Source organism: Kitasatospora sp. NPDC001309 (assembly GCF_042896295.1).
In the GTDB taxonomy this organism is placed as follows: Bacteria; Actinomycetota; Actinomycetes; order Streptomycetales; family Streptomycetaceae; genus Kitasatospora.
Window position 1 is genome coordinate 1 of the sequence record NZ_JBIAXC010000046.1, and the last position, 23,144, is coordinate 23,144.

The window sequence follows — 23,144 nt, forward strand, 5'->3', positions numbered from 1 at the left end:
CCTGAGGCCGGGGATGTCAACATATCTGGCGTTGACTTTTGGCACGCTGTTGAGTTCTCAAGGAACGGACGCTTCCTTCGGACCGCCTTCCAGCGTTCCCTCCGGGCGCTTCGTTCTTTCGTGTTTCAAGCTTATCAGATGTTTTCCGCTCCGTTTTCCGGGGCTTCGTCATCCAACTCGCCGGTGCCTTCCGGGGTTTGATGCCCCGTTCGACGTTTCAAACTCTAGCCGAGCCCCGCTCCGAAAAGCGAATCCGGCCGCAATCCCGATAACCAGGCATGCCGAAGTCGGCCTGTGCTGTTTCTCGTGGATTGGCCACCCCGGAACCGTCCGCGCCATCGCGTGTCCGGTGCTCCCTGTCGGGCGACTGGGAGACAGTACCCCTACTTCTCGCCCGAAACAAATGCCCGGCCCCGGGCCGCGCGGGAGCGGTCCGGGGCTGACGGTCCCCTACTTGAAGAGGCGGTCACCGCTGTTGGCCATCCGGTGGGTGCCGCTGTGGCGGTTGACCCAGTCGCGGACGAGGTTGATCGCGTTGGCGCACTGCCAGGTGTCGTCGTACTCCCGCACGCCCGTGAAGGCGCCGTAGCCCGCGATGATGCCGTCGACCTGGGCGTCGCCGAGGAGCTTGTCCACGTACCAGGGGTCGTTGTAGGTGGTCGTCCAGGACAGCGTGGCGGCGAGTCGGCCGGCTGCCCGGTCGGCCGCTCCCTTCTTCAGTTCCGCGCAGGTGTTCCAGGTGGCCTCGGTGCAGTTGCCGAACCCGTTCTTGATGTCGGTGTCGCCGTAGTCCATCGCCCGGCGGCCGACCGGGATGCCGGCACCGGAGCTGTTGAAGGCGCCGACGACCTTGTCACGGGCCCCGGTGGTGGTCATGCCCTCCAGACGGCCGAGCTTGCCCTCCAGGCTCTTCCAGCCGCGGCCGCCGACGTCGGGGGTGTTGCCGCCGTGGTACTCGAAGAAGCCGTAGAGGACCTGGATGCCGGCGGCGGTCAGCCGCTGTGCCTTGTCGTGGAGGCCCGCGACGCTGCAGGTGCGGTTGGGCTCCTCGCCGCAGTAGTTGGGGTCCTTGATGTCCAGCCAGACCAGCGACAGCCGGCGGCCCGCGTTGGCGTTGGAGAGGATGCGGTCGATCATGCTGTCGAAGCTGGGGCCGAGCCGGTTCTCCCCGGCCGAGGAACAGTCGTGGTAGGCGCGCCACTCGTTCGGGTTCCACCAGGCGCAGACGTCGATCTCGATGCCGTTGGCGCCGTGCTTGAGCGCCGCGTCCACGCCGTCCAGGGTGTCGACCCGGTGGGCGATGGCGTAGATCGGGTGGCGCTGGTCGGCCGCGGCGGCCGGGGAGGTTCCGAGCGCGGTGCCGCCGATGATCCCGCACAGCGTCGCGGCCAGCGCGGGAACCATCCGCACGCGGGCGCCGGTCCTGAGGTGAGTGGTCAAGAAAGGCACTCCTTCTCGTCCGTGTTCTGAGGTGAACATGACCGAACGTGCCAACTGTACGTCGTCGAACGGTGGATGGGGCCTGAACCCGATCACCGGCGGTTCGGCCTCCACCGTCCGCAGACACCACCGAGCCCCGGAGTACTTCTCCGGGGCTCGGCGGGACCTCACGGCGCGGGCGGTCGCAGCTCCTAGACCGGGGCGAACGCGTACCACTTGGTCAGGGCGTACTCGCAGTCGAAGACGCCGAGCTTGTTGATGCTCCCCACCCAGGAGATGCACTCCTGGGCGGATCCGAACGGGCCCCAGGAATCGATCGCGACGTGGCCGGCGTTCGGGCTGAACGCGTACCAGTTGTGCTGGGCGTACTCGCAGTCCCAGAAGCCCAAGTTGCCGTAGTCCGCGACGTACTGCGTGCACTCCTGAGCGGATCCGAACGGGCCGTAGGAGCCGATGGGGTTGGCGGCCACAGCGGCAGCATGCGCAGGGGCCGGCGCCGGGGCCGGGGCCGGGGTCGCCGCGCCGGCGCTCGCGGCGCCTCCGACCAGGGTGGCCACGGTCAGGACCCCCGTGGCGGTGAGTGTGGCGATTGCCCTCTTCATCGATGACCTCCAGGTCGTGGCTGATCTGATCCGGTGACACGGGCATTCCGGGCGGGGCTCCCCGTGCACGTCTCACGCTAGGTCGGCGGTCCGGTGGTGGAATGCGCGACGAGTCTCCGACCCTGTGCGCAGCGTCTCCTCGACCGTCGGCCCGGGTAGGGCCCGGCGGCGCTGTTCGCGTGGGGAGAGGCCGTACGCGGCTTTGAACGCGCGGCTGAACTCGGAGGGGTTGGGGATGCCGCAGCGGGCGCCGATGGCGTGGACCGGCACGGCCATCAGGGCCGGGTCGACGAGGTCGCGGTGGGCCTTCCTCAGCCGCTGGCGGCGGATGAACCCGCTCACGGTCTCCGCCTGGGAGTGGCGCGCGAAGAGGCGGTGCAGGTGGCTGACGGAGATGTGGTGGGCGGCGGCGACCACGGGCGGGGTGAGTCCGGGGTCGTGCAGGTTGGCCCGGACGAATGCGCGGATGGTCTCCACCAGGGCCTGCTGCCGGGCCTCCAGGGGCAGCGTGCGCTCGGCGTCGAGCTCCCCGGCGATCCAGGCCGACATCAGGTCGAGCACCACCGTGCCGAGGCGGGACGCCTCCGCGGGCTGGAGGGCGGCGGCCTGGCGCTCCAGCCCGAGGAGGAACTGCGCCAGCAGCGCCCCTGTGCCCTCCCGGCCGGAGAGCCTGCGGCCGAGCAGGTCACGCATCCGGTGCGGGGGCACCGGCAGCAGCGACACGGGCAGGTCGATCCCCACCCCGACGACGTCCGGACCGCTCCCGCCCGGGGCCCGGTCCCCGAACATCCGCGCATCGTGCGGGGTGGAGCTGTCGACGAGGGAGAAGTCCCCGGCGCCGAACGTCTCCGCCTGGTCCCGCCCCCGCCGGAGCGCGTGGGTTCCGGAGGTCAGCAGCGTCAGGTAGCACAGCTCCTGATCCGAACGCCGGATCATCCGCTCCGTACGCCAGAACCGCGCCGACGGGAACGACGAGCCCACCAGCACCACCGGTCCCAGCTCGAAGAGCCGCACCTGCCAGGTGAAGTCGTGTGCGTGAGCACTCGTCGCCTCGCACTCCCTCCTCCTGGCCAGCCCGTCCCGCCAGCACTCGAAACCGTCCTTCGCCGACAAACCCTCACCCTGGAGCATGCTCGTCCCTTGCGCGAACATCCCGTCCCTTCCAGACATGCCTGACATGCCTCCCCTGTCGAATCGGCGAGGCCCTCCCCGGTGCATTGTCACGCCACCGTCAAGATGAGGCGCTGCCGCGTCCCACCGCCTCGTTTGACCTCGAACGGGCCGGGCCGCGAGCATGACCGTGACCGCCGGGGAGGGACCGTGACACAAGACACCGCAGGACAGTTGACGAACCGTCGACGACGGAACCGCCTGACCGCCGTGGCAGTCGTGGCCGTCCTCGGCGGCGGCGTCGCGATCGCGATCAACGCGTGGATGGATCGGGGCCCGGAAACCCGGGTCAGCCAAGGCCCCGTGGCCGGCTACCCGCTGCTGGTCAGCTCCGACGGCCTGACCCTGACGCTCAACATCGGCTGGGGGTGCGAGGAACGGCCGGAGCTCGTGGCCCACGAGTCCACCGGCACGGTGACGGTCTCCCTGCGGCACACGGTCCGTCCGGGGTTCTGCGACCCGGGCGGCGCCGCGCAGATCACCACCCGCCTGAGCGAACCCCTCGGGACGAGAACGCTCGACGACGCCACGGGCAAGCCCGCCGTCCACTTCGACGAGCGCAAGCTCCTCCGGCCCGCGTTCCTCCCGGAGAACTACTACCCCGCCCCCGCGGGCAGGATGGTCTACCTGCCCGGCCTGGCAGCAGTCCCGACCGACACCCCGGCCTGGGCCGTCCGGTACACCCTGGGCACGGAGCCCGACACACAAGGGAGCCTGATCATCGGCCAGACCCTCCGGAGCAGCACACCACCGCCCGGCAAGGCCGCCACCGTCAAGGGCCTCCCGGCGAGCATCACGCACGCGGACTCCCCAGGTGGCCCCCATTCACTGACCTGGTCCGACGGCACCTACACCTTCGTCGTCACCACCGGCGGCCCCCCGCGGCTCACGGACGAGGAACTCGTCCGCGTGGCGGAGGGCCTCGGGTAGCGGCCGCTGCGGCGATAGGGTGCCGGGATGGTCCCCGACGCTCCCCGGCTGCTGCGCGCCGACGCCGCCCGCAACGCGGAGAAGATCATCCGGGCTGCCCGGGAGGTCTTCGCCGAGCAGGGCCCCGACGCCCACCTCGACGACGTGGCGCGCCGGGCCGGCCTCGGGGCCGCCACGCTCTTCCGCCGCTTCCCCGACAAGGCCGCGCTCCTGCGGGCCGTGCTGGACCAGCGCTTCGACGAGCACGTCCGGCCCGTCATCCAGGCCGCCGCCCACGATCCCGATCCCGCGGGCGGGCTGGCCCGCGTGCTGGCGGCGGCTCTGGAGTCGGTGGCCGGCGACTACAACGTGCTGGCCGCCGCCCGCGCCGCCGGCGTGCTGACCCCGGCGACCGGTGAGGAGTTCTTCGCCGCCCTCGACGTCCTCCTCGCGCGCGGTCAGGCAGCGGGCGTGCTCCGCACCGACCTCGTGCCCGACGACCTGCACCGCGTCGTCGTCATGCTGGTCTCGGTGCTGTGGACGGTGGACCCGGGTGAGGGCGGCTGGCGCCGGTACCTGGCCCTGGTCCTCGACGGCCTCTCCCCCACCGGGGCCCGCCCACTGCCCTGCCCCGCCCCCGCGCTGCGCACCCGCACGCCCTGACGGCTTACGGCTGAGGGCTGAGGGCTGACGTCAGACCTCGGACGTCAGAGGTCAGACGTCAGACGGCCCCCGTTCACCACAGCACCGGCACCTCGCCGATGCCGCCCGCCAGCCGTTCGGAGTGGTCGCGCAGGCTGCGCGCGTCCACCGCCAGCCGGAGGCCGGGGAAGCGTCGGACCAGCGCGGTCAGCGCGATCTGCATCTCGGTGCGGGCCAGCGCGTTGCCGATGCAGTAGTGGCCGCCGTGCCCGAAGGCCAGGTGGGCGTTGGGGGAACGCGACGGGTCGAAGGTGTCCGGCTCCTCGAACGCCCGCCCGTCCCGGTTCGCGGCGTTGATCGCCACCAGCACCGCCTCGCCCCGCGCGATCGCCGTCCCCGCGACGGTGACCTCCTCGCGGGCGTAGCGGGTCAGGCCCAGGGCACCGGGCGCGGCCATCCGCAGGACCTCCTCCACGGTGGCGCGGGCCGATCCGTCGGGGTCGGCGGCGAAGCGGTCGCGCCGGGCGGTGTCGCTCAGCAGGAACAGGACTCCGAGGTCGATCCGGGTCGACGTCGTCTCGTGGCCCGCGAACAGCAGTCCCACCGCCAGGCGGGTCATCTCCTCCTCGGTGAAGGACGGGTCCTGTGCCTGGACGGCCAGGATGTCGCTGATCACGTCCTGTCCCGGCCGCTTGCGCTTGTCCTCGGCGACCGCGGCCACGTACGCCTCGAACTCGGCCATGGCCGCGGCCCCGTCGGCCCCGCCGTACAGCGCGGCGATCCGCTCCGACCAGCCGCGCAGCAGCTCCCGGTCCGCGACGGGCACGCCCAGCAGCTCGCAGATCACCATCACGGGCAGCGGGAAGGACAGGTGGCCGTGCAGGTCGACGGCGCGGCGCGGATCCCCTGCGCGCTCCTCCTCCATCCCGTCCAGGCAGGACGCGGCGAGTTCCCCGATCCGCTCGCCCAGCCGCCGCATCCGCGGCGCGCTGAACGCGGGTGCCAGCATCCGCCGCATCCGGGCGTGCTCGCGGTCCTCCTCCTCGGGCGTGGGGGCGGGGCGGGTGTGCAGGGCCGAGGCCGAGATCCTCGGGGAGTCCGCGGTGTCGGGGCGCAGCCGGGAGAACCGGGTGTCGCTCAGGATCTCCCGGGCTTCCTCGTAGCGGGTCACCAGCCAGGCCGGGTCCCCGGCGGGTGTCGTCACCCGGGTGATCGGCCCTTCCTCGCGCAGCCGCGCGAGCAGCGGCGCCAGGTCCAGGGCGTTGGGACGTTCGAAGGGTAACTGCGGTGCGGGCGCGTTCATGGTCTCTCCTCACGAACACTCTGCGGAGCGGCTCTCTCCTGCCCACTCGGGGCCGGGGTGGACGAACGAGGCCCGGACCCAACAAGTGAGAGTCAGCTCTCTCTTGTGGCGAGCGTAACACCGCCGGTACGCACAGTCAGCCTCCCCGCCGCCCTTTCAGCCGCTCCGACGTCGGCCGATCCGAACCCGACCGCTCCGACGTCGGCCGCTCCGACGTCGGCCGATCCGACGTCGAACGGTGCCCGTCGTGCGTCCGCGGCGGTTCCCGGAGCCACGCGCTCGCCGCCATCACCGCGGCCCGGTGCCGTGACTCCGTCCCCGCGACGGCCGTCTCGACCTGCCGGGTGCGCTCCGCCTCCCGCCGCACGGCCTCCCGGTAGCGCAGCCAGCGGCGCGCCACCGCGGCGATCACCACCGGAACCGTCACGGCTGCCGCCCGGGCACCGTCCAGACCGTTCACCACCGCGTCGAACACCATCGCGCCGCTCCCCCGTCACTCGTCGAAACCGATGCGACAAACCCTCCACCTGCGGCGGGATTTCCCTCTAGCGTGAGGAAACTCTGCGGAAACCCATGGAGAGCGGGCTGATGGCGAACGGACGGCCGAGGAAGACCGAGCAGCGCGAGCGGCCCGAACTGGCCGAACTCGCCGAGTGGTTCCGCTCGGCGCTGCGAGCCGCCGGACACGTCAGCGTCCACGCCTTCCTCAAGGCCCCCCGTGCGCCCGGCGCCCCGGTGGCTCCCGACAAGAACACCGTGTACGACGTCCTGGGCGCCCGCCGCCTCTGCCGACGGCAGGCGGCCGAGCAGCTCGCCGCGGCGCTCGGCCACCCCGCGGAGGCCGTCGCCTCCCTGTGGAGTCGCGCCGAACGGCAGTCGAGGCTGGCGGAGCGCGCCCGGCGCCACGCGACGCGCGGGGCAGGCGTCAGGAACGTGGAGTGGACGGACATCCCCCTGCCCGACCCGTGGCTGGAGGACCTGCTGCGCAGCCAGGCCGCCGCCGCCGAGCAGTTCCCCTACGACCTGCTCGGCGTCGTCAGACCGCCGCTGTCCGAGGTCTACGTCGAGCAGGACGTCCAGCCCCTGCCGCAGGGCCCCGAGAAACCGGGGCAGGAGGCCGCCCGGCGGCCCCACCCGTCGGCCTCGACCCTCGCCGAGGCCCTGGCGACGCACGACCACCTCTTCATCACGGGCGGTCCGGGCACCGGCAAGACCACCCTGGGCCGGCACCTCGTGCGGCAGGTGGCCAGGTACTGGCTGTGCGAGGACGAGGACGGCGGGGCACAGCCCTGGTACCCGAGCGCCGTGGTCGCCGTCCGGATCGCCTCGGCGGACCTCCATCTCCCCCAGGCCTGGTACCGGCAGTTGAGCGAGGCGGTGAACCGCAGCGGCACCCAGACCGAGCCCGTGCACCACGAGCGGTTCGCGAGCCGCCCGCACGGCGTCCGGTGGCTCGTCGTCGTCGACGGCCTGGACGAGGTGTCCTCACCGGTCATCCGGCACAACGCCCTGCGGAAGCTCGCCGAACAGATGCCGCCCGGCGGGCACTTCCGGTTCGTCATCACCTCCCGCCCCCTCCCGCAGGGCGAGCTCGAACCCTTCGAGGACCTGCCGGGCATCGGCTTCTACACCCTCAAGGGATTCGACACCGACCAGCAACTCGCCTTCGCCGAGCGCTGGTTCCGGGCCCAGGGATCGGACGACGCCGCCGTCCACGCCCGGCGGTTCCTGGACGAGGTCGACGAGGCCGGTCTGCAGGAGGTGCTCCGGGTGCCGCTGCTGGCGACCATCGCGGCCGCCTTCCGCAGCCGCAACCCGCGCGCTCCGCTGCCCCGCGGCCGGGTCGACCTGTACGAGGCGTTCCTGGACCAGCTCAGGACCGCCCGGGAGGGGAACCGAGCGGTCACGAAGCGGTTCGTCGAACGCTGGGAGCAGCGGGAGCTGGGCCCCATGGCCGCGTGGCTGCTGGAGCACCGCGACCGGTTGGTGACCCACCTCGCCTGGGCGCGGCTCAAGGGGTCGCCGGAGACCTCGCTCGTCGGCGAGGCCCGGACGTGGCTGGCGGACCGACTCCCCTCCGGCCTGCGCTGGCCCGAGGGCGCTGACGGTGAACTCGGGCAGTTCCTGGCGCAGAGCGGTGTGCTCTCCTTCGACGGCACCGAGTTGTCCTTCCTCCACCAGTCGTTCGCCGAGTTCCTCGCCGCCCGGGACGAGGCGCCGGGGATCCCCTCCGACTTCCCCGGCCTCGGCCCCTGGGCCGCCGCCGCCACCAGCGCCGGCGCCCGCAACCAGATGCTGTTCACCTGTGCCCTCTGGGCGCGGCGGCCCGGCAACGACGTCGGCCTGATCGTCCGCCACCTGCTCGCCGGCGAGCTGCAGCACCGGGTCATGGCACTGCGCCTGGTCACGGCGGGCGTACCCCTGGGCGAGGCGCTCGAACAGTCGGTGATCGACCGCCTGACGGACTTCGCCGGTGACGAGAGGTCGCGGTTCGCCACGTCCGACGCCGAGGTCCTCGCCGAGCTGTCCCAGCTGCGCGGGAACCGCCGGCTCGCCGCCCGCCTTCGCACCGTCGCGCAGGCGGAGGGCCTCCCGCCGTCCCTGCGCACCGGGGCGGCCGCCGCGCTCGCGAACGTCGCCTCCCTCCGGGACGGCATCACCGCCCTGGAGGGCCTGGCCTCGACCGGGACGCCGGAGACCGTGCTGCTGTGCTGCCGGCACCTCGCCTCGCTCGACCCCTCGGGCGGGCCGTTCCGGACCGAGGCCCTGAGGCGTCTGCTCACCGCTCCGCGCGTCTCCGTCTGGGACCGGCTGACCGCCGGGGACCTGCTCCTCGCCGAGGGCAGCACCGAGGGCCTGGTGGACCTCGCCCGGTCCGTCCTGACCGGCCCCGAGCACAACGACCAGCGCCTGGAGAGGGCCGGCGAACTCTGGTTCGACGTCGACGGGGCGGACGCCGCCGAGGAGGTCGCCCGGATCATCGGAGCCCGGAACGACTCCCAGATCTGGTCGGCCCGGGGCCTGATCCTCACCCTGCTCCGGTTCGGGCGCACCGACGAGGCCGCCCCGCTCACCCGACGCTTCCTCGACGAATCGATCAGCAGCGACGACAACAGCGACGTCGTGACGGCGTGGGTCGAGACGGAGGGCGCCGCCGGAGCCGACCGCATCGTCGGGTTCCTGCGCGAGGCCTCGGTGTGGAACGCGGACGAGCGCCCGAGCATCGCCCACGACCTGCTGCGCGAGGGATTCGCCGCGCAGGCACTCGAACTGGTCCGGACGGGCCTCGGTGCCACGACCCGGCGGAGGTACAGCCTCCAGCTGGAGTTCATGGTCCTCGTCAGGGCCCTCGGCCCGGACGCGGCGGACGAGGTGCGGCACTGGCTGGAGAGACTCGACGGGAAGCCCGAGGACCACGCGACCGCCCTCGGGCTGCTGCTCGAAGCCGGTGCGGCGCCCGCCGCCGTCCTGCCGCTCGCCCTCCGCGTGCTCCGGCAACCCGGCAGCAGCACCAAGGCGTTCGTGAACGCCGCCCGCGTCGTGCTGCGCCACGACGGCGCGTCGGCCTGCGAGGAGGTCCTGGACGCCCTGGAGGCCCGCCCGTACGGCGGGGCGGCGCTGCGCACGGAGCTCCTGCCCGTCCTGGTCGAACACGGACAGGACAAGGCCGTCATGGAGCTGGGGCGCCGGCTGCTCGACGACCCCGGTCTGACCGGTCCGGAGCTCCGGGCCGTCGTCCGGTCGTGGGCGGCCGTGGCCGGCGCGGGGGGCGTTCGGGAGGTCCTCGGCCGCGTGTCGGCCTCCCTCGGCACGATCGGCCGGGTCGCCGAGACCGCCTCCCTCCTGGCCGGCGCAGGACTCGCCCAGGAGGCCGTCCCCCTGTGGTGCCGCGTCTGCACGACGCCGGGCGCCGCCGACGAGACCCGGTGGCGGGCCCTGCAGTCACTGATCGCCGCGGGAGCCCACGACGCGGCCGACCGGGCACTGCGTCAGGCACTGACCGCGCCCGCCTCCCCGGCGGAAACCCTCGCCCTGCGCCGACTCCACGCCTGGCTGACGGCCACGGAATGAGCGGAGCGGGGGAGCTACCGGAGCCTTCGCCCCGGACCCGGGCGGCGCGGCATCCCGTTGTCGGAGGGGCGTGACACCATCACGGCAACACGACAAGGGGGCCACCGATGAGTTTCCTGGGCATGTGGTGTCTGGTCCCCGTACGGCCCGACACCGTCGCGCGGTACGCGCCGGAACTCGCTCCCGTCATCGAGGCGGAGGCCGCGCTCCAGGCGTCCACGGACCTCCTCCGGTGGTGGCGGGCCGGCGGCAGCACCCCGGAGGCGCTGGACCGCTTCATCGATCTCACCGCACCGTCCGCACTGGACGAGCGGATCTGCACCGTCTACGAGGCCTGGGAACAGGGCTACGACAAGTCCCTGCCGCACGTCGTGGCCTCCGCCCGCAAGGCCTACCCGGCCTCCGCCATGGCCTTCGCCCTCGGCCCGCAGCGCTTCGCGCGCCTGCCCGGCTGGTTCGGCGACCTCCTCCTCACCCCGGAACAGGTCGTGCAGACCCTTCCCGCCGTCGAACGCGCCTACGACTGGACCCCGCAGAGCCGGCACCAGGCCGAACTGCTCCTCACCGCCGCCCTCCACGACGAGGGCGGCCGGGACGACATCACCGCCCTGCTCGACGGCGTACCCCCGGTCTGGCGCGCGGCGGCGAACGCCGGCCACGGCCTGCTCGGAGCGCAGTTCATCCCCTGACACGCTCTAGGGTGACGGGGACGAGAGAAGACCCACCATGGACCCCCGCATACCCCGTCTGCGGCGCAAGCTGGCCGCGATCCCGTTCCAGCCGCTGCGCAGCCACTCCTTCGGGGAGGAGCAGCACAGGTTCCGCCTCGGACCGAAGGTGTCGGAAGCGCGGATCGCTGCGTTCGAGGCCGAGCACGGCGTCGCCCTGCACAGCGCCCACCGGCAGTTCCTCAGGTACCTCGGCGGCTCCGGCGCGGCACCGTTCTACGGCCTCGTTCCACTGGAGCGGTGCTCCCTGCTGGTCATGGAGCCGCGCGGAGAGCCGGGGACGCCCCGGGGCTTCGACCGCCCGGCGGCCGGGTCGCACGATCGCGACCTCTTCCTCCACATCATCGAGATGGGCTGCACCGACGTGTGCGTCATCGCGGTGACCGGGCCCCTCACCGGCCGAGTCCTCGTCGGCAACGGCGACGGGCACTGGGGGCCCAACGTCTCCTCCGCCGCCGACTTCCTCGACTGGTACGAGCGCTGGCTAGACCAGATGAGCGCCGGGCTCGACAACCGGGCGCTGGAACTCACCTCGCCCCGGCTTCGCGGCCATCCACACCGGCATCGGATGGCCCCGGAGCTGTGACTCCCCGCAACGGCCGAGGTCAGTGCTGGTCCAGCTCCGGGTAGTAGCCGCGTTGGTAGGTGGACAGTCCGTAGATGCTCAGCTGGCCGCCGCCCCTGCAGATGACGCAGACCTTCCTGGCCTGGCATTCGCCGCAGCGGCGCTTGCCCTCGGGCAGGCGGGGCCGCCAGCCGCGGCCGCGGCAGAGGAGGCAGAGGCCGAGGCCGTCGCACTCGTAGCAGAGGACGTAGCCGGGTGTCAGGGTCTCGGGCGTGCGCACCGGCTCCGGGTCGGGTTCCGGGTCGGGTTCCGGGTCGGGTTCCGGCTGGGGCTCCGGCACCGGGTGCGGCGCCGGTTGCGGGGTGTGCAGGGCCAGGTCCGCCGTCTGTCCGCGGAAGACCACCGCTGGGGTGTCGTCGCTCGTCAGGACGCGGATGGTGCTGCCGTCCCGGCGGGCGAGGACGACCGTCCAGACCCTCCCGTCGTCGTCCAGCCGTGACGTCGTGACGTCCCAGCCGGCCGCGTCGAGGAGGGAGACCGCCCGGTCGGACGTCTCGGCGGCGGTGGCGGCCTTCGGACGGTTGCCCTGGTACGCCAGCGCGTGGTGGTGGCGCAGCGGATCGGGCCGGTCCGTGATCTCCGGCTCCGGCTCGCCGAGTGCGAGTCGGCGGAGGTGAGCACGAACGGTCAAGTCCTTGACCAGTATGACCAGTTGCCCGTGCAGGGACCGACCCAGCCGGTCCAGTTCCTCACGTGCCGTCGACGTCTCGTCCATGTCGCCCCCTTGGTCCCGGAACGTACCACGGGGCCGGATCCCGTGATCATGGCGGCCTTGCGTCGGTCGGCAGGTCGACCGCCCTCGGGACCGCCCTCAGGCCGGACCGCCGGGACGGGCGTACGCGGTGTGCAGAGCTCCGACCTGGCCGCTCCAGAACGTGTCCTTCTCCGCCCTGGAGGCGCCGAGCGACAGGAGCCCGAGCTCCTGCGCCAGACCGTAGAACCCGGGGCCGGCGTCGTTCATGCCCTCGTACCGGACCAATGCGGACAGCATCGGTTCCTGCCCGGTCCGGCCGTCCGTGGTGACGCGCCACAGCAGGTACCCGACCGCTGCCCGGTGGTCCGCCCGGGAGAAGTCGAACCCGGGCTGCCCCGTCCGCTCCACCAGGGCCGCGCTCAGCTTGGTGTACGTCGTCAGGCCACCGGCCCTGGCGACCTCGGCCAGGTGGTCGTGAGCGGCCTCCGCCAACTCGTTCCACTCGAGCTCGGTCCGGCCGTAACCCTGCATCGGAGCACCACCAATCGTCGCGCGGACAGCGGGTGTTGAGCCTAGCGGAGCACCAGGTGCGGTGCCGACGAGGCCGCTGGGGGCACCGGTGGGTCCGGGCGCGGCGCCCGGACCCACCGGCGTCGTGCGGGTTCCCCGCACGGGTGTGGTGTCGTACCGTGACCGGATGACCACGAAGGTGTCAACCCGGTACGACGTCGTGATCGTCGGCGGCGGGCACAACGGACTGGTGGCCGCGGCCTACCTGGCGCGGGCCGGGCGGCGGGTGCTGGTCCTCGAACGGCTGGCGCGGGTGGGCGGGGCCGCCGTCTCCGCCCGGGTGTTCCCCGGCGTGGACGCCCGGTTGTCGCGCTACTCCTACCTCGTCAGCCTGCTGCCCCGGCAGGTGGTGCGGGACCTCGGGCTGCGGCTCGACCTGCGCCGCCGCCGGATCTCCTCCTACACCCCCACGCTGCGGGACGGGAAGCCCACCGGGCTGCTGGTGGACGCGGCCGACCCGGACCGCACCCGGGAGTCGTTCCGGAGCCTGACCGGCGGCGACCGGGAGTGGCAGGCCTGGCAGCGCTTCTACGGGATGACGGCGGAGGTCGCCCGGCGGGTGTTCCCCACCCTCACCGAACCGCTGCGCACCCGCACCGAGTTCCGTCGGCTGGTCGACGACGAGGCCGCCTGGACGGCCCTGTTCGAGCGGCCGCTCGGCGAGGTGGTCGAAGGCAGCTTCACGGACGACCTGGTGCGCGGGGTGGTCCTGACGGACGCGCTGATCGGCACCTTCACCCACGCCCACGACCCCGCGCTGCGGCAGAACCGCTGCTTCCTCTACCACGTCATCGGCAACGGGACCGGCGACTGGGACGTGCCGGTCGGCGGGATGGGCGCGGTGACGGACGCCCTGGCCGGGGCCGCGCGGGCGGCCGGGGCGGAGCTCCGGACCGGCTGCGAGGTGACGGCCGTCGCCACCGACGGCCGGGGCGACGCCGAGGTGACGTACCGGCACCGGGACGGCGAGGCGACGGTGGCGGGGCACCGGGTGCTGGTGAACACCGCACCGGCCACCCTGGCCCGGCTGCTCGGCGAGGACCCGGGGCCCGCCCCGGAGGGCTCCCAGCTCAAGGTCAACATGGTGCTGCGCCGGCTGCCCCGACTGCGGGACGCCGCCGCCGACCCGCGCGAGGCCTTCGCCGGGACCTTCCACATCGCCGAGGGCTACCGGCAGTTGGAGACCGCGTACACCGAGGCGCTGGCCGGCCGACTGCCTTCGGCGCCGCCGTCCGAGATCTACTGCCACTCCCTCACCGACCCGTCCGTCCTCGGGCCGGAGGCCGTCCGGCAGGGGTACCAGACCCTGACGCTCTTCGGACTGCACATGCCCGCCCGGCTGTTCGGCGACCCGGCGGCCGAGGGGCGCGCGCTGGCCGCGAGCCTGGCGCAGCTGGACGCGGTGCTGGCCGAGCCGATCGCCGACTGCCTGGCCGTGGACGCGGACGGACGGCCCTGCGTGGAGGCCCGGACGCCGCCGGCGCTGGAGCGGGAGCTCGGGCTGCCGGGCGGGCACATCTTCCATCGCGACCTCGCCTTCCCCTTCACGGAGGACCGGGACGGCGGCGGGGAGGAGCGGGCGGACCCCGCCGCCCGCTGGGGCGTGGCCACCGCCCACCCGAACGTGCTGCTCTGCGGGGCGGGCGCCGTCCGCGGCGGCGGGGTCAGCGGGATCCCGGGGCACAACGCGGCGCAGGCCGTCCTGGCCGAACCGGCCCCGTAACGACTGGGGACCGGGCCGGCCGGGACGGGGCCGGCCCGGTGGCGGTGCGTCAGGCGCGGGCGAGGGCCCAGCCGCCGAGGCCGTCGCAGGCGCCGGCGTTGTACTGGGTGGCCCGGAAGCCGGCCGGGACGGGCGAGCCGGGGCAGGTCCACAGGCCGACGCGGGCGATGTTGTGGCGCCAGGAGCCGGCGCCGTCGCAGCCCGCCACCTGGTGGCCGGTGATCACGTAGCCGGCCACCACCGGGGAGCCGGAGCAGGTCCAGATGCCGTCGTGCGGGAGGCTGTGCTGCCAGTTGCCGATGCCGCCGCAGCCGCTGCGGAAGTGGTTGCTGATGACGTAGCCGGGCACGACGGGCGAGCCGGAACAGGTCCAGATGCCGTCGTGGACGAGGCTGTGCCGCCAGGAGCCCATGCCCCGGCAGCCGGTGGTCTGGTGGTCGGTGATGACGTAGCCGGCCACCACCGGGGAGCCGGAGCAGGTCCAGATGCCGTCCTTGGCCGGCTGCTGGTACCAGGAGCCGGCGCCGCTGCAGCCGCTGGGGTCGTGGTCGGTGATGACGTTCCCGGCGGCGACGGGCTGCCCGGAGCAGCTCCACTTGCCTCCGTTGCCCCAGCCCGCCGTCCGGGCCTCGGCCGTGGACATGCCGGAGACGGTGCCGCCCAGGGCGACGGCCGCGATCAGGGCGATCGACGCCACGGCGGCGCCGGCGCCCCGTCCGACCGCCAGGGTCCTCACGCGCTTCACTATCTGACGCAGGATCATGTCCGGTGTGCTCCTGGGGTGTTGAGGAGGATGAGGTGCCCCCGTTGCGCCGGTCCACCCGGCGGTCGAACGAGAGCCACCCTAGGTGGTGGAGGCGTGAAAGTTCAGCGGAGGACCGGAGAATTCCGCCCCCGGGGCGCAGCTTGTCCGAAAGTCGTCAGGACGTGCGGTCCTCGACCGGCATCCGCCCGGCGTCCCACCTGACGGGACTTTCAGCATACGGAGTGATCTTGGCGCGCCCCGCGGGTAAGGTGGTGGACCGTGGCCAGTAGGAAAACGTCGATCATGGAAGCTGCGGCGCGGGTGATCGCGCGGCGCGGGGTACGCGGGTTGCGGGTGGAGGAGCTCGCCGCCGAGGCGGGCGTGTCCACCGCGCTCATCTACTACCACTTCAAGGACCGCACCGGGATCCTCCGGCAGACGCTGGAGTTCATCAACGACCGGGCCGAGCGCTACACGACCGAACGCGCCGCCGACGCACCGCCGTTGACGGCCCGCGAGGAGCTGGAGCAGACGCTGCTGCTGGAGCTCCAGGACAGCGTCGAGGTCCGGGAGAACAGCACCGCCTGGGGCGAGCTGCGCGCCAGCGCCGTCTTCGACGAGACCCTGCGCGAGGACCTCGCCCGCGCCACCCGGGTCTGGGTCCAGGAGATCGCCGAACTGCTGGGCGGCGTGCAGCCGATGTCCTCGGCGGTCGCGCTGGCCGGTGCGGCGGAGCGGCTCACCGCGCTGCTCGAAGGCCTCAGCACCCGCTGGCTGAGCGGCAGCCTGCCGCTGGCGCACGCCCGGATGCTGATGGCCGACGCGATCGACGCCGAACTGGTCCGGCTCGGCTCCTGAACGATCTCCTCGCCGGGAACGGGGAGTTCCCGCGCCGGCAGACCCCTTCCGCACGATGATCCGCCGGACCGACCCATCCGGCACACCGCCCGCCACGAATCCCTGGTGAACCGACCCGACGCCCGCACCGCTCGGTGCACGGCGTCCCCACCCCGCCCCGGGCAGCACCGGGGCGAGGGTGCCCACCCCCAGGAGCGGCGACCACGCCGCCAGTCCGAACGGGCTGCGTCCGACCGGTTCCCACCCGGCCGGGCCGCCCCGACGAGCGGACGATCATCATGCGCAAAGCCATCTACTGCCTGGCCGCCGCCGGCGCGCTGGGCCTGACCGCGGGCGTACCCGCGACAGCCCTCGCCGCCGGCTCGTCGAGTCCCCCCGGCTACCAGGCCGGACTCCAGCCCGTCCCCACCAACAACGTCACCGGTTCCGGCAGCGCGACGCTCTCACTGAGCGGCGACCAGGCCACCGTCACCGTCGACACCACCGGCCTGCTGGCCGGGGTCCCGCACGCGATGCACATCCACGTCGACGGCATGGGCGTGTGCCCGACCGCCGCGGCGGCCACCAACCTCAACGGCCACACCGCGATCAGTACCAGTGACGGCCACCCCTCCTACGGAATGATCGGCACCTCCCTGACCACCAGCGGTGACACCAGCCCCGCCAGCGGCCTGGCCGTCGACCGCTTCCCCACCGGAAGCTCCTTCCACTACGCACGCACCGTGACGGTCACCGACGACGTGGCGAACAACATCCGCTCCGGCAAGGCCGTCATCGTGGTGCACGGCCTCGACTACAACGGCAGCGGCAAGTTCACCGACGTCCTGGGCCCGAGCGACCTGGACCCGACCCTGCCGCAGACCGCCACCGCACCCGCCCTGTGCGGCACCCTCCAGGCCATGCCCACCGGCGGCGCGGCCACCGGCTCGGGGGCCACCCAGCACCGTCCCGACGACGCGGCCCTGGTCACGGGCGGCAGCTTCCTGCTGGTCGCGGCCGCCGGAGGAGCCTGGGTGCTGCGCCGCCGCCGGCCGGTCGGCGACGACCGTTCCTGACCCCCCGGCCCCGCCATGCCCGGCAACCACCCGACCGTGTCCGGCGCCCGCCGACGCCTCGCGGTGCTCGCCGCCACCGGCCTGCTGGCCGGTGGCGGAGCGAGCACCCTCGCCCTGGCCGCCACCGACCACGCCGAGCCGCCGCCCCGACCGAATGCCGCGGCCGCCCTCCCGGCCGCGCCCCTCCCGGCCGAACGAACGCCCGGCGGCGCCGCGCTGCCGCCCGGTCCGCTGCCCGCCTCGCCCCCGACCGAACTCGACATCCCGTCGATCCACGTCCACACCTCGCTGCTGCGACTCGGCCTGAACCAGGACGGCACCGTCCAGGTGCCCCAACAGCCCCTCCAGGCAGGCTGGTTCACCGGATCGGTGAGCCCGGGCCAGGTCGGGGCCTCGGTCATCCTGGGCCACGTCGACTCCGCCCGGACCGGGCCGGCGGTCTTCTACCGGCTCGGTGCCCTCAGGCCCGGGGACCAGGTGTCGGTGACCCTGGCCGACGGTGCCACCGTCCCCTTCCGCGTCGACACGGTGCGGGAGTACCCCAAGGACGCGTTCCCGACCCTCGCCGTCTACGGATCCGCCGACGCCCTGCCCCACCTGAGGCTGATCACCTGCGGCGACTGGGACCAGGCCACCCACTCCTACCGCGGCAACACCGTCGCCGACGCCGACCCGACCGGCCCGCTCCCCTGAGCGCGCCCGGCGCCCCAGCGGTGCCGGGCGGGCTCCCCCTCCCGCTGGAGACGCCATGCGCATCACCCGCCGCCGGGCCCAGGTGACCCTGGGTCTGCTGTGGCTCCTCGCCGGAGCGCTGCAGCTGCAGCCCTTCATGTTCACCACCGGCTTCGCCCACCGGATCATCGCCCCGGCCGGCGACCAGCAGCCCGCCGTCGTCGCGGGCCCGGTGCACTGGGCGGCCCGGCTGATCGCCACCGCACCACTCCCCCTCGACCTGTTGTTCGCCGCCACCCAACTCCTGCTCGGCGCCGCGCTGGTCCTCGCGCACTCGGCCCGCCGGGTCCGCCTCGCGCTCGGCGCCTCGATCGCCTGGGCGCTCGCCGTCTGGTGGCTGGGCGAGGGCCTCGGCGGCCTGACGAGTGCGCACGCGCTGATGCTCACCGGCGGACCGGGCGCCGTCGTGCTGTACGCGGTCGTCGCGCTCGCCCTGTGGCCGGCCCGGCCACCGGCGTCCGGAGGCCTTCCCGGCGACGCCGCCGTCCGGACCGAACCGGCCGACGGACTGCGGACGGGATGGCTCACCTGGTCCTGGGTGGTGCTGTGGGTCGGCGCGGCCGTGCTCCAGGCGCTGCCCGGGAACGGCGCCCTCCAGGCCGTCGCCGGGAGCGCGGACAGTGCTCCCGCCTGGCTCCGCCCGGCCGGCGCGCACACCGTGTCGGCCCTGGCCGCCGGTGGCACCGCCGTCACCATCGCCCTGGTCGCGGCGCAGGCCCTGATCGGGCTCGCGGCGCTGCGACCACGCCTGCGGCCGCCGGCCGCCGGTGCCGCCGTCGCCCTCTCCCTCGTGTTCTGGGTGCTCGGGCAGAGCCTCGGCGGCCTGTCCACCGGCCAGGCGACCGACCCCAACGCCGCCCCGCTCTACGTCCTGCTCGCCCTCCTGCTCGCCGCCACCGCCCCGCGCGCCGCGCGTGCGGCCCCCGGCGTCCCGGCGGGCCGGGAGGCGGCGGTCGCACGGCCGGTGGCCCCGGCCCATCGGAGCGGCTGACGGACCATCAGGGTCCGGCGGGATCGGCCGCCGGGCCCGCCGAAGGCTCCGCGGCCGCTTCCTCCGCGCGGCGTTTGCGGTGCTCGACCCGGACCCCGGCGATGACGGTGAAGGCCAGGCTCGCGGCGATGATCCCCTCGGCCCAGAAGAAGGACACGTAGTCCATCAGCGAGCCGACCGGTGGCGAGCCCGGTGCCGCGTTGCGCATGCCGATGAGCGCGAAGAGGGTCGCCGCCATCCAGCCGAGCGAGGGCCAGACCAGCCCCTGGCCGCCGCGGTAGAGCACCTCCGCGCCGCCCAGCACGGCCAGGGCGAGCGCCCACATCGCGGCGATCATGAACCAGGCCAGGATGAAGGTGCTGCGCGCCCGGCTGACCCGGCCGTCCAGGACGGTCACGCCGGAGGTGTGCGGGGTGCTGGTGGGCCGCACCACGAAGAACGGGTCGGCGTCCGCGAAGACCAGGCCGACCGGCACCGCGCCGGCGCTGTCCGTGGCCGAGAAGCCCAGTTCGAAGTGGTAGCGGTCGAAGGGGTAGTCGGACTCGGTGCCGTCGTAGAGGTTGGCCTGGACGGACCGGGCGGTGACGGTCTCCCCCGCCGCGGCCCGCAGGTCGGTGCTGGCCGCGGAGTGGACGGTGATGTCGACCTGCCGGGTGAACACGGCGGAGTCCGGACCGTCGGCGAGGCTGCCGTGCGGGACGGCCGCCACGTAGAGGCCGAGGTCGCCCGACCCGGGGTCGATCTCCTGGGCGGTGAGGTCGAGTTCGATCCAGTCCGCCGCCGTCGGCAGGGCCAGTTCCCGGGTCTGCTGCCGGGTGTCGCGCTCGTTGAAGTACAGCGCGATGCCGGCCGAGCAGAGTACGGCGAGCAGCAGCAGGGCGAGGGCGAAGCGGTTGCCGCGCAGTCGGCCGCGGCCCCTCACGACGAGGCGGCGGGCGAGGCCGGGCCGGACGGCGCTCCGGCCGACGCGCCCGACGCGCCCGCCGCGGCGACCGGCTGCTGCTGGGTGGCGCAGTGGATGCCGCCGCCGCCCGCGGCGATGTGGTTGATGGAGACCTGGGTGACCTTGCGGCCGGGGTGGAGGTCGCCGATGATGCCGGCCGCCTTGTCGTCGGCGGCCTGGTCGCCGAACTTCGGGACGATCACGCCGCCGTTGCAGACGTAGTAGTTGATGTAGGTGGCGAGGAAGTTCTTGCCCGCGCCCTGGATCAGGTCGAAGTCGGGCTCGGGGAGGTCGACCACCTTGAGCGTGCGGCCCTTGGCGTCGGTCGCGGTCTGGAGCACCTGGACGGCCTGGTTGGAGGCGGTGGTCCAGACGTCCGGCGGGGTGTCGGCGGCGGGGCGGTGCAGGACGACGGTGCCGGGCTCGGCGAAGCGGGCGAGCGCGTCGACGTGGCAGTCGGTGATGTCCTGTCCGGCGACGCCCTTGAACCAGATCACCTTCCGGACGCCGAGCAGGTCCTTGAAGTCCGCCTCGATCTGGTCCCGGCTCTTGCCGGGGTTGCGGTTGTCGTTGACCCAGGAGCTCTCGCAGGCCATCAGGGTGCCCTCGCCGTCGACCTCGATGCCGCCGCCCTCGCCGGTGATCGGCGCCTGGATGCGGGTGATGCCGTAGTGGTCGAGGAGGTTGCGGGCGACCTGGCCGTCGTTGGCGTGGGTCTGCTTGCCGCCCCAGCCGTTGAAGTTGAAGTCGACGCCGGCCAGGCCCTGGGCGCCGGTGACGAAGGTCGGGCCGGTGTCCCGGGCCCACAGGTCGTCGACCATCAGCTCCAGCACCTCGACGGAGGAGCCGCAGGCCTGGCGGGCCTGGTCGGCCTGGTCGGGGCGGGCCAGCAGGACGACCGGTTCGAAGCCCGCGACGGCCTGGGCGAGCGAGGCGATGTCCTGCCGGACGCCGGGGAGTTGGTCGCCCCAGACCTCCTCCAGGGCCGGCCAGGCCATGAAGGTGCGGGTGTGCGGGCCCGACTCGGCGGGCATCGCCCGGGCGGCGGCCTGGCTGCCCGACGGGGCCGGGGTGCCTGCGGCCGGGCTGCTCGGTCCGGGCTGCTCGTCCGCCGTGCTGTCGGAGGAGCAGCCGCCGGCCAGGGCCAGGGCGGCGAACGCGGCCCCGGACTGCAGGAGCGCACGGCGGGACGGCCGGGAGGGAGCCATGGGGCCTCGTTCCGGTAGGTGTCGGGTTCGGCTCCGCAGGCTACTGAAAGGTGCGTCAGGTTCCGGCGCGGCGCGGCTCCGCCGTTCGAGGGAATCCCCGCCCCGCCCTGACCCGCCCCGCCCTGGCCCGCCCCACCCTGGCCACGGCCGCGGAACGACGGCGGACCGCGCCGTCCCCCACCCGGGACCGGCAGGTCCCACCACCTGCCGGTCCCGGGTCGCGCTACAGCGCGCGGCGCGCGGCGGCGATCCCGTCGGGATCCCAGCCGGGCCGGGGGACGGACTCCAGCAGCAGCGCCGTGTAGGCGTGCTGCGGGTCGTCGAGGACCTGGGCGGTCGGTCCGGCCTCGACGATCCTTCCGTTCCGCATCACCACGACCTCGTCGGTGACGCAGCGGACCACGCCGAGGTCGTGGGTGATGAAGAGGTAGCCGATGCCGGTCTCCTCGCGGATGTCGGCGAGCAGGTTGAGCACCTGGGCCTGGACGGACACGTCCAGGGCGGCGACCGCCTCGTCCAGTACCAGGACGGCCGGCCGCACGGCCAGCGCCCGGGCGATGGCGACGCGTTGGCGCTGGCCCCCGGAGAGCTGGCGGGGCAGCGCTTCGGCGGCCCTGGTGCCGAGCCCGACCTGGTCGAGGAGTTCCTTGATCCGGGCCTGGTGGTCGGTCTCCGGGAAGTGCAGCCGCAGGGTCTCCCGGAGCACGGCCTCGACGCTGGTGCGCGGGTCCAGCGAGAGGTACGGGTCCTGGAAGACCATCTGCACCTCGCGGGCGCGGGCCAGCCGCTCGGCCCTGCCCCGGGCGCGGCCGGTCCGCGGCCGGCCGTGGACGGTGACCCGCCCCTCGTCGGCCTGTTCGAGGCCGACGATGATCCGCGCGGTGGTGGTCTTTCCGGAGCCGGACTCGCCGACGATGCCGAGCGAGGCGCCGGCGTCGAGGGTGAAGGAGACGTCGTCCACCGCCCGGACGCTGCCGAAGGTCCGGTGCAGTCCGGTGACCTGGAGTACAGGCTCAGGCATCGGCGCGGCTCCCTTCGAGCGGGCCGTCCCCGGCCGGGGTGTCCCCGAACGGGCCGTCCCCGAGCGGGTGGTGGCAGGCGACCAGGTGCTCCTCCGGAGTGGGAGCCTCCCCGGCCAGCTCGGGGGTCTGCTCCCGGCACACCTCGGTGGCGAAGGAGCACCGGGCGGCGAACGCGCAGCCGTTCAACTCCTGCCGCAGGTCGGGCGGTTGGCCGTCGATGGCGGCGAGCCGGCCGGCCGGGGCGTCCAGTCGGGGGGTGGAGGCGAGCAGGGCGGCCGTGTAGGGGTGGCGGGGCCGGGCGAAGAGTTCGGCGGCGGGGCCGGTCTCGGCGATCCGTCCGGCGTACATGACGTAGACCCGGTCGCTGATCGCGGCGGCGAGGCCGAGGTCGTGGGTGACGAACAGCAGCCCGGTGCCGAAGCGTTCGCGCAGCCGGCCGAGCAGGGCGACCACCTCGGCCTGGCTGGTGACGTCGAGCGCCGTGGTGGGCTCGTCGGCGAGCAGCAGGATCGGGTCGCCCATCAGGGCGGCGGCGATCATCACGCGCTGGAGCATGCCGCCGGACAGCTGCCCGGGGTAGCGGCTCAGCAGTTCCGGGCCGAGGCCGACGGCGTCGAGGAGTTCGACGGCCCGCCGGTCGGCGTCGGCGGCGCTCATGGCGCCGGTGAGGCGCACGCTCTCGGTGAGGAAGTCGCCGATCCGGCGCAGCGGGTTGATGGCGGCCCGGGGGTCCTGGAAGATCATCGCGGCCTGGCCGGTGCGCAGGGCGCGCAGCCGGGCGGGCGCCATGGTCAGGACGTCCTCGCCGTCGACCAGGACGGTGCCCTCCGGTGCGGCGCCGGACGGCAGCAGGCCGAGGGCGGTGCGGGAGGTGAGGGTCTTGCCGGAGCCGGACTCGCCGACCAGGGCGACGGTCTCGCCGGGGGCGACGGTGAGGTCGACCCCGTCGAGGACGGGCCGGGCGGTGCCGGGCAGTTGGAGCCGGAGGCCCTGGATGTCGAGGGCGTTCACCTTTGATCTCCTAGGATGCCCTGGCCATCAGGCCGGGGAGGAATAGGTCTTTGGCTCGGAGCCGCGAAGCGGCGGAATGGTCTTCGGATGTTCTGGCATGAG

The 23,144-nt window shown here is 73.6% G+C and carries 22 protein-coding genes; 10 read left to right on the forward strand and 12 right to left on the reverse strand.

Annotated features, from left to right (window positions below):
- Positions 1–450: 450 nt before the first annotated feature.
- From ACFY2K_RS34100 to ACFY2K_RS34110, 3 genes are all read right to left on the reverse strand, one after another.
- Positions 451–1,440: a phospholipase gene (locus ACFY2K_RS34100; protein ID WP_387716503.1), complete on the reverse strand. Its 990-nt coding sequence runs from the start codon at positions 1,438–1,440 to the stop codon at positions 451–453.
- A gap of 191 nt (positions 1,441–1,631) precedes the next feature.
- A complete protein-coding gene (locus tag ACFY2K_RS34105) occupies positions 1,632–1,910 on the reverse strand; it encodes a hypothetical protein (RefSeq protein ID WP_375893569.1) in 279 nt (92 codons plus the stop codon).
- A gap of 204 nt (positions 1,911–2,114) precedes the next feature.
- On the reverse strand, positions 2,115–3,173 hold the full coding sequence (locus ACFY2K_RS34110; protein ID WP_380644427.1) for a helix-turn-helix domain-containing protein: 1,059 nt from the start codon (positions 3,171–3,173) through the stop codon (positions 2,115–2,117).
- Between the two features lie 249 nt (positions 3,174–3,422).
- Between ACFY2K_RS34110 and ACFY2K_RS34115 the strand changes: the two genes are divergently transcribed.
- Together ACFY2K_RS34115 and ACFY2K_RS34120 are read left to right on the forward strand one after the other, a co-directional pair.
- Positions 3,423–4,142 (forward strand): hypothetical protein, encoded by a 720-nt coding sequence (locus ACFY2K_RS34115; RefSeq protein ID WP_380530606.1) that lies wholly within the window; start codon positions 3,423–3,425, stop codon positions 4,140–4,142.
- 27 nt (positions 4,143–4,169) lie between these two features.
- The gene (locus ACFY2K_RS34120) at positions 4,170–4,784 is read left to right on the forward strand and encodes a TetR/AcrR family transcriptional regulator (protein WP_380409308.1); all 615 of its coding nucleotides are present in this window, start codon (positions 4,170–4,172) and stop codon (positions 4,782–4,784) included.
- A 73-nt stretch (positions 4,785–4,857) separates the two neighbouring features.
- Here the strand turns inward: ACFY2K_RS34120 and ACFY2K_RS34125 are convergent, their stop codons facing one another.
- Both ACFY2K_RS34125 and ACFY2K_RS34130 read right to left on the reverse strand, forming a co-directional pair.
- Positions 4,858–6,066 carry a cytochrome P450 gene (locus ACFY2K_RS34125; protein WP_375893562.1) on the reverse strand — a complete coding sequence of 403 codons (1,209 nt, stop codon included), beginning with the start codon at positions 6,064–6,066 and terminating at the stop codon, positions 4,858–4,860.
- Between the two features lie 136 nt (positions 6,067–6,202).
- Positions 6,203–6,544: a hypothetical protein gene (locus tag ACFY2K_RS34130; protein ID WP_387716506.1), complete on the reverse strand. Its 342-nt coding sequence runs from the start codon at positions 6,542–6,544 to the stop codon at positions 6,203–6,205.
- A 110-nt stretch (positions 6,545–6,654) separates the two neighbouring features.
- On the opposite strand from ACFY2K_RS34130, the gene ACFY2K_RS34135 reads away from it, so the two are divergent.
- The 3 genes from ACFY2K_RS34135 to ACFY2K_RS34145 all read left to right on the forward strand — a co-directional run bounded on the left by ACFY2K_RS34135 (position 6,655) and on the right by ACFY2K_RS34145 (position 11,451).
- Positions 6,655–10,137 (forward strand): NACHT domain-containing protein, encoded by a 3,483-nt coding sequence (locus ACFY2K_RS34135; RefSeq protein WP_387716508.1) that lies wholly within the window; start codon positions 6,655–6,657, stop codon positions 10,135–10,137.
- Between the two features lie 107 nt (positions 10,138–10,244).
- Positions 10,245–10,826 carry a hypothetical protein gene (locus ACFY2K_RS34140; RefSeq protein WP_387716510.1) on the forward strand — a complete coding sequence of 194 codons (582 nt, stop codon included), beginning with the start codon at positions 10,245–10,247 and terminating at the stop codon, positions 10,824–10,826.
- A gap of 37 nt (positions 10,827–10,863) precedes the next feature.
- Positions 10,864–11,451 (forward strand): SMI1/KNR4 family protein, encoded by a 588-nt coding sequence (locus ACFY2K_RS34145; protein ID WP_380530588.1) that lies wholly within the window; start codon positions 10,864–10,866, stop codon positions 11,449–11,451.
- A gap of 19 nt (positions 11,452–11,470) precedes the next feature.
- Here the strand turns inward: ACFY2K_RS34145 and ACFY2K_RS34150 are convergent, their stop codons facing one another.
- Together ACFY2K_RS34150 and ACFY2K_RS34155 are read right to left on the reverse strand one after the other, a co-directional pair.
- Positions 11,471–12,205: a hypothetical protein gene (locus ACFY2K_RS34150; RefSeq protein WP_380530585.1), complete on the reverse strand. Its 735-nt coding sequence runs from the start codon at positions 12,203–12,205 to the stop codon at positions 11,471–11,473.
- A gap of 96 nt (positions 12,206–12,301) precedes the next feature.
- Entirely contained in the window at positions 12,302–12,715 is a 414-nt protein-coding gene (locus ACFY2K_RS34155) for a hypothetical protein (protein WP_380530581.1), read from the reverse strand.
- Positions 12,716–12,881: 166 nt separating this feature from the next.
- Here ACFY2K_RS34155 and ACFY2K_RS34160 point away from each other — a divergent pair, with 166 nt between their 5' ends.
- Positions 12,882–14,477, forward strand: coding sequence for a phytoene desaturase family protein (locus ACFY2K_RS34160; protein WP_387716512.1), 1,596 nt, complete (start codon positions 12,882–12,884; stop codon positions 14,475–14,477).
- Between the two features lie 49 nt (positions 14,478–14,526).
- On the opposite strand, the gene ACFY2K_RS34165 is transcribed toward ACFY2K_RS34160, so the two are convergent.
- Positions 14,527–15,213, reverse strand: coding sequence for a hypothetical protein (locus tag ACFY2K_RS34165; protein WP_380644420.1), 687 nt, complete (start codon positions 15,211–15,213; stop codon positions 14,527–14,529).
- A 312-nt stretch (positions 15,214–15,525) separates the two neighbouring features.
- Between ACFY2K_RS34165 and ACFY2K_RS34170 the strand changes: the two genes are divergently transcribed.
- From ACFY2K_RS34170 to ACFY2K_RS34185, 4 genes are all read left to right on the forward strand, one after another.
- Positions 15,526–16,080: a TetR/AcrR family transcriptional regulator gene (locus ACFY2K_RS34170; RefSeq protein WP_375893548.1), complete on the forward strand. Its 555-nt coding sequence runs from the start codon at positions 15,526–15,528 to the stop codon at positions 16,078–16,080.
- Positions 16,081–16,358: 278 nt separating this feature from the next.
- Complete coding sequence (locus ACFY2K_RS34175) at positions 16,359–17,135, forward strand: hypothetical protein (RefSeq protein ID WP_380530569.1); 777 nt, start codon at positions 16,359–16,361, stop codon at positions 17,133–17,135.
- Positions 17,136–17,150: 15 nt separating this feature from the next.
- Positions 17,151–17,828, forward strand: coding sequence for a class F sortase (locus ACFY2K_RS34180; RefSeq protein ID WP_380530567.1), 678 nt, complete (start codon positions 17,151–17,153; stop codon positions 17,826–17,828).
- A gap of 55 nt (positions 17,829–17,883) precedes the next feature.
- The gene (locus tag ACFY2K_RS34185) at positions 17,884–18,858 is read left to right on the forward strand and encodes a hypothetical protein (RefSeq protein ID WP_387716515.1); all 975 of its coding nucleotides are present in this window, start codon (positions 17,884–17,886) and stop codon (positions 18,856–18,858) included.
- 7 nt (positions 18,859–18,865) lie between these two features.
- On the opposite strand, the gene ACFY2K_RS34190 is transcribed toward ACFY2K_RS34185, so the two are convergent.
- From ACFY2K_RS34190 to ACFY2K_RS34205, 4 genes are all read right to left on the reverse strand, one after another.
- Positions 18,866–19,780: a DUF4436 family protein gene (locus ACFY2K_RS34190; RefSeq protein WP_380593689.1), complete on the reverse strand. Its 915-nt coding sequence runs from the start codon at positions 19,778–19,780 to the stop codon at positions 18,866–18,868.
- Positions 19,777–21,009, reverse strand: coding sequence for an agmatine deiminase family protein (locus ACFY2K_RS34195; RefSeq protein WP_380593688.1), 1,233 nt, complete (start codon positions 21,007–21,009; stop codon positions 19,777–19,779). Before ACFY2K_RS34195 ends, ACFY2K_RS34190 begins: the two co-directional genes overlap by 4 nt.
- Positions 21,010–21,232: 223 nt before the next feature.
- Positions 21,233–22,030, reverse strand: coding sequence for an ABC transporter ATP-binding protein (locus ACFY2K_RS34200; RefSeq protein ID WP_375893537.1), 798 nt, complete (start codon positions 22,028–22,030; stop codon positions 21,233–21,235).
- Positions 22,023–23,042 (reverse strand): ABC transporter ATP-binding protein, encoded by a 1,020-nt coding sequence (locus ACFY2K_RS34205; protein ID WP_380644417.1) that lies wholly within the window; start codon positions 23,040–23,042, stop codon positions 22,023–22,025. The genes ACFY2K_RS34200 and ACFY2K_RS34205 overlap by 8 nt, the downstream gene beginning before the upstream one ends.
- Between the last annotated feature and the right edge of the window lie 102 nt (positions 23,043–23,144).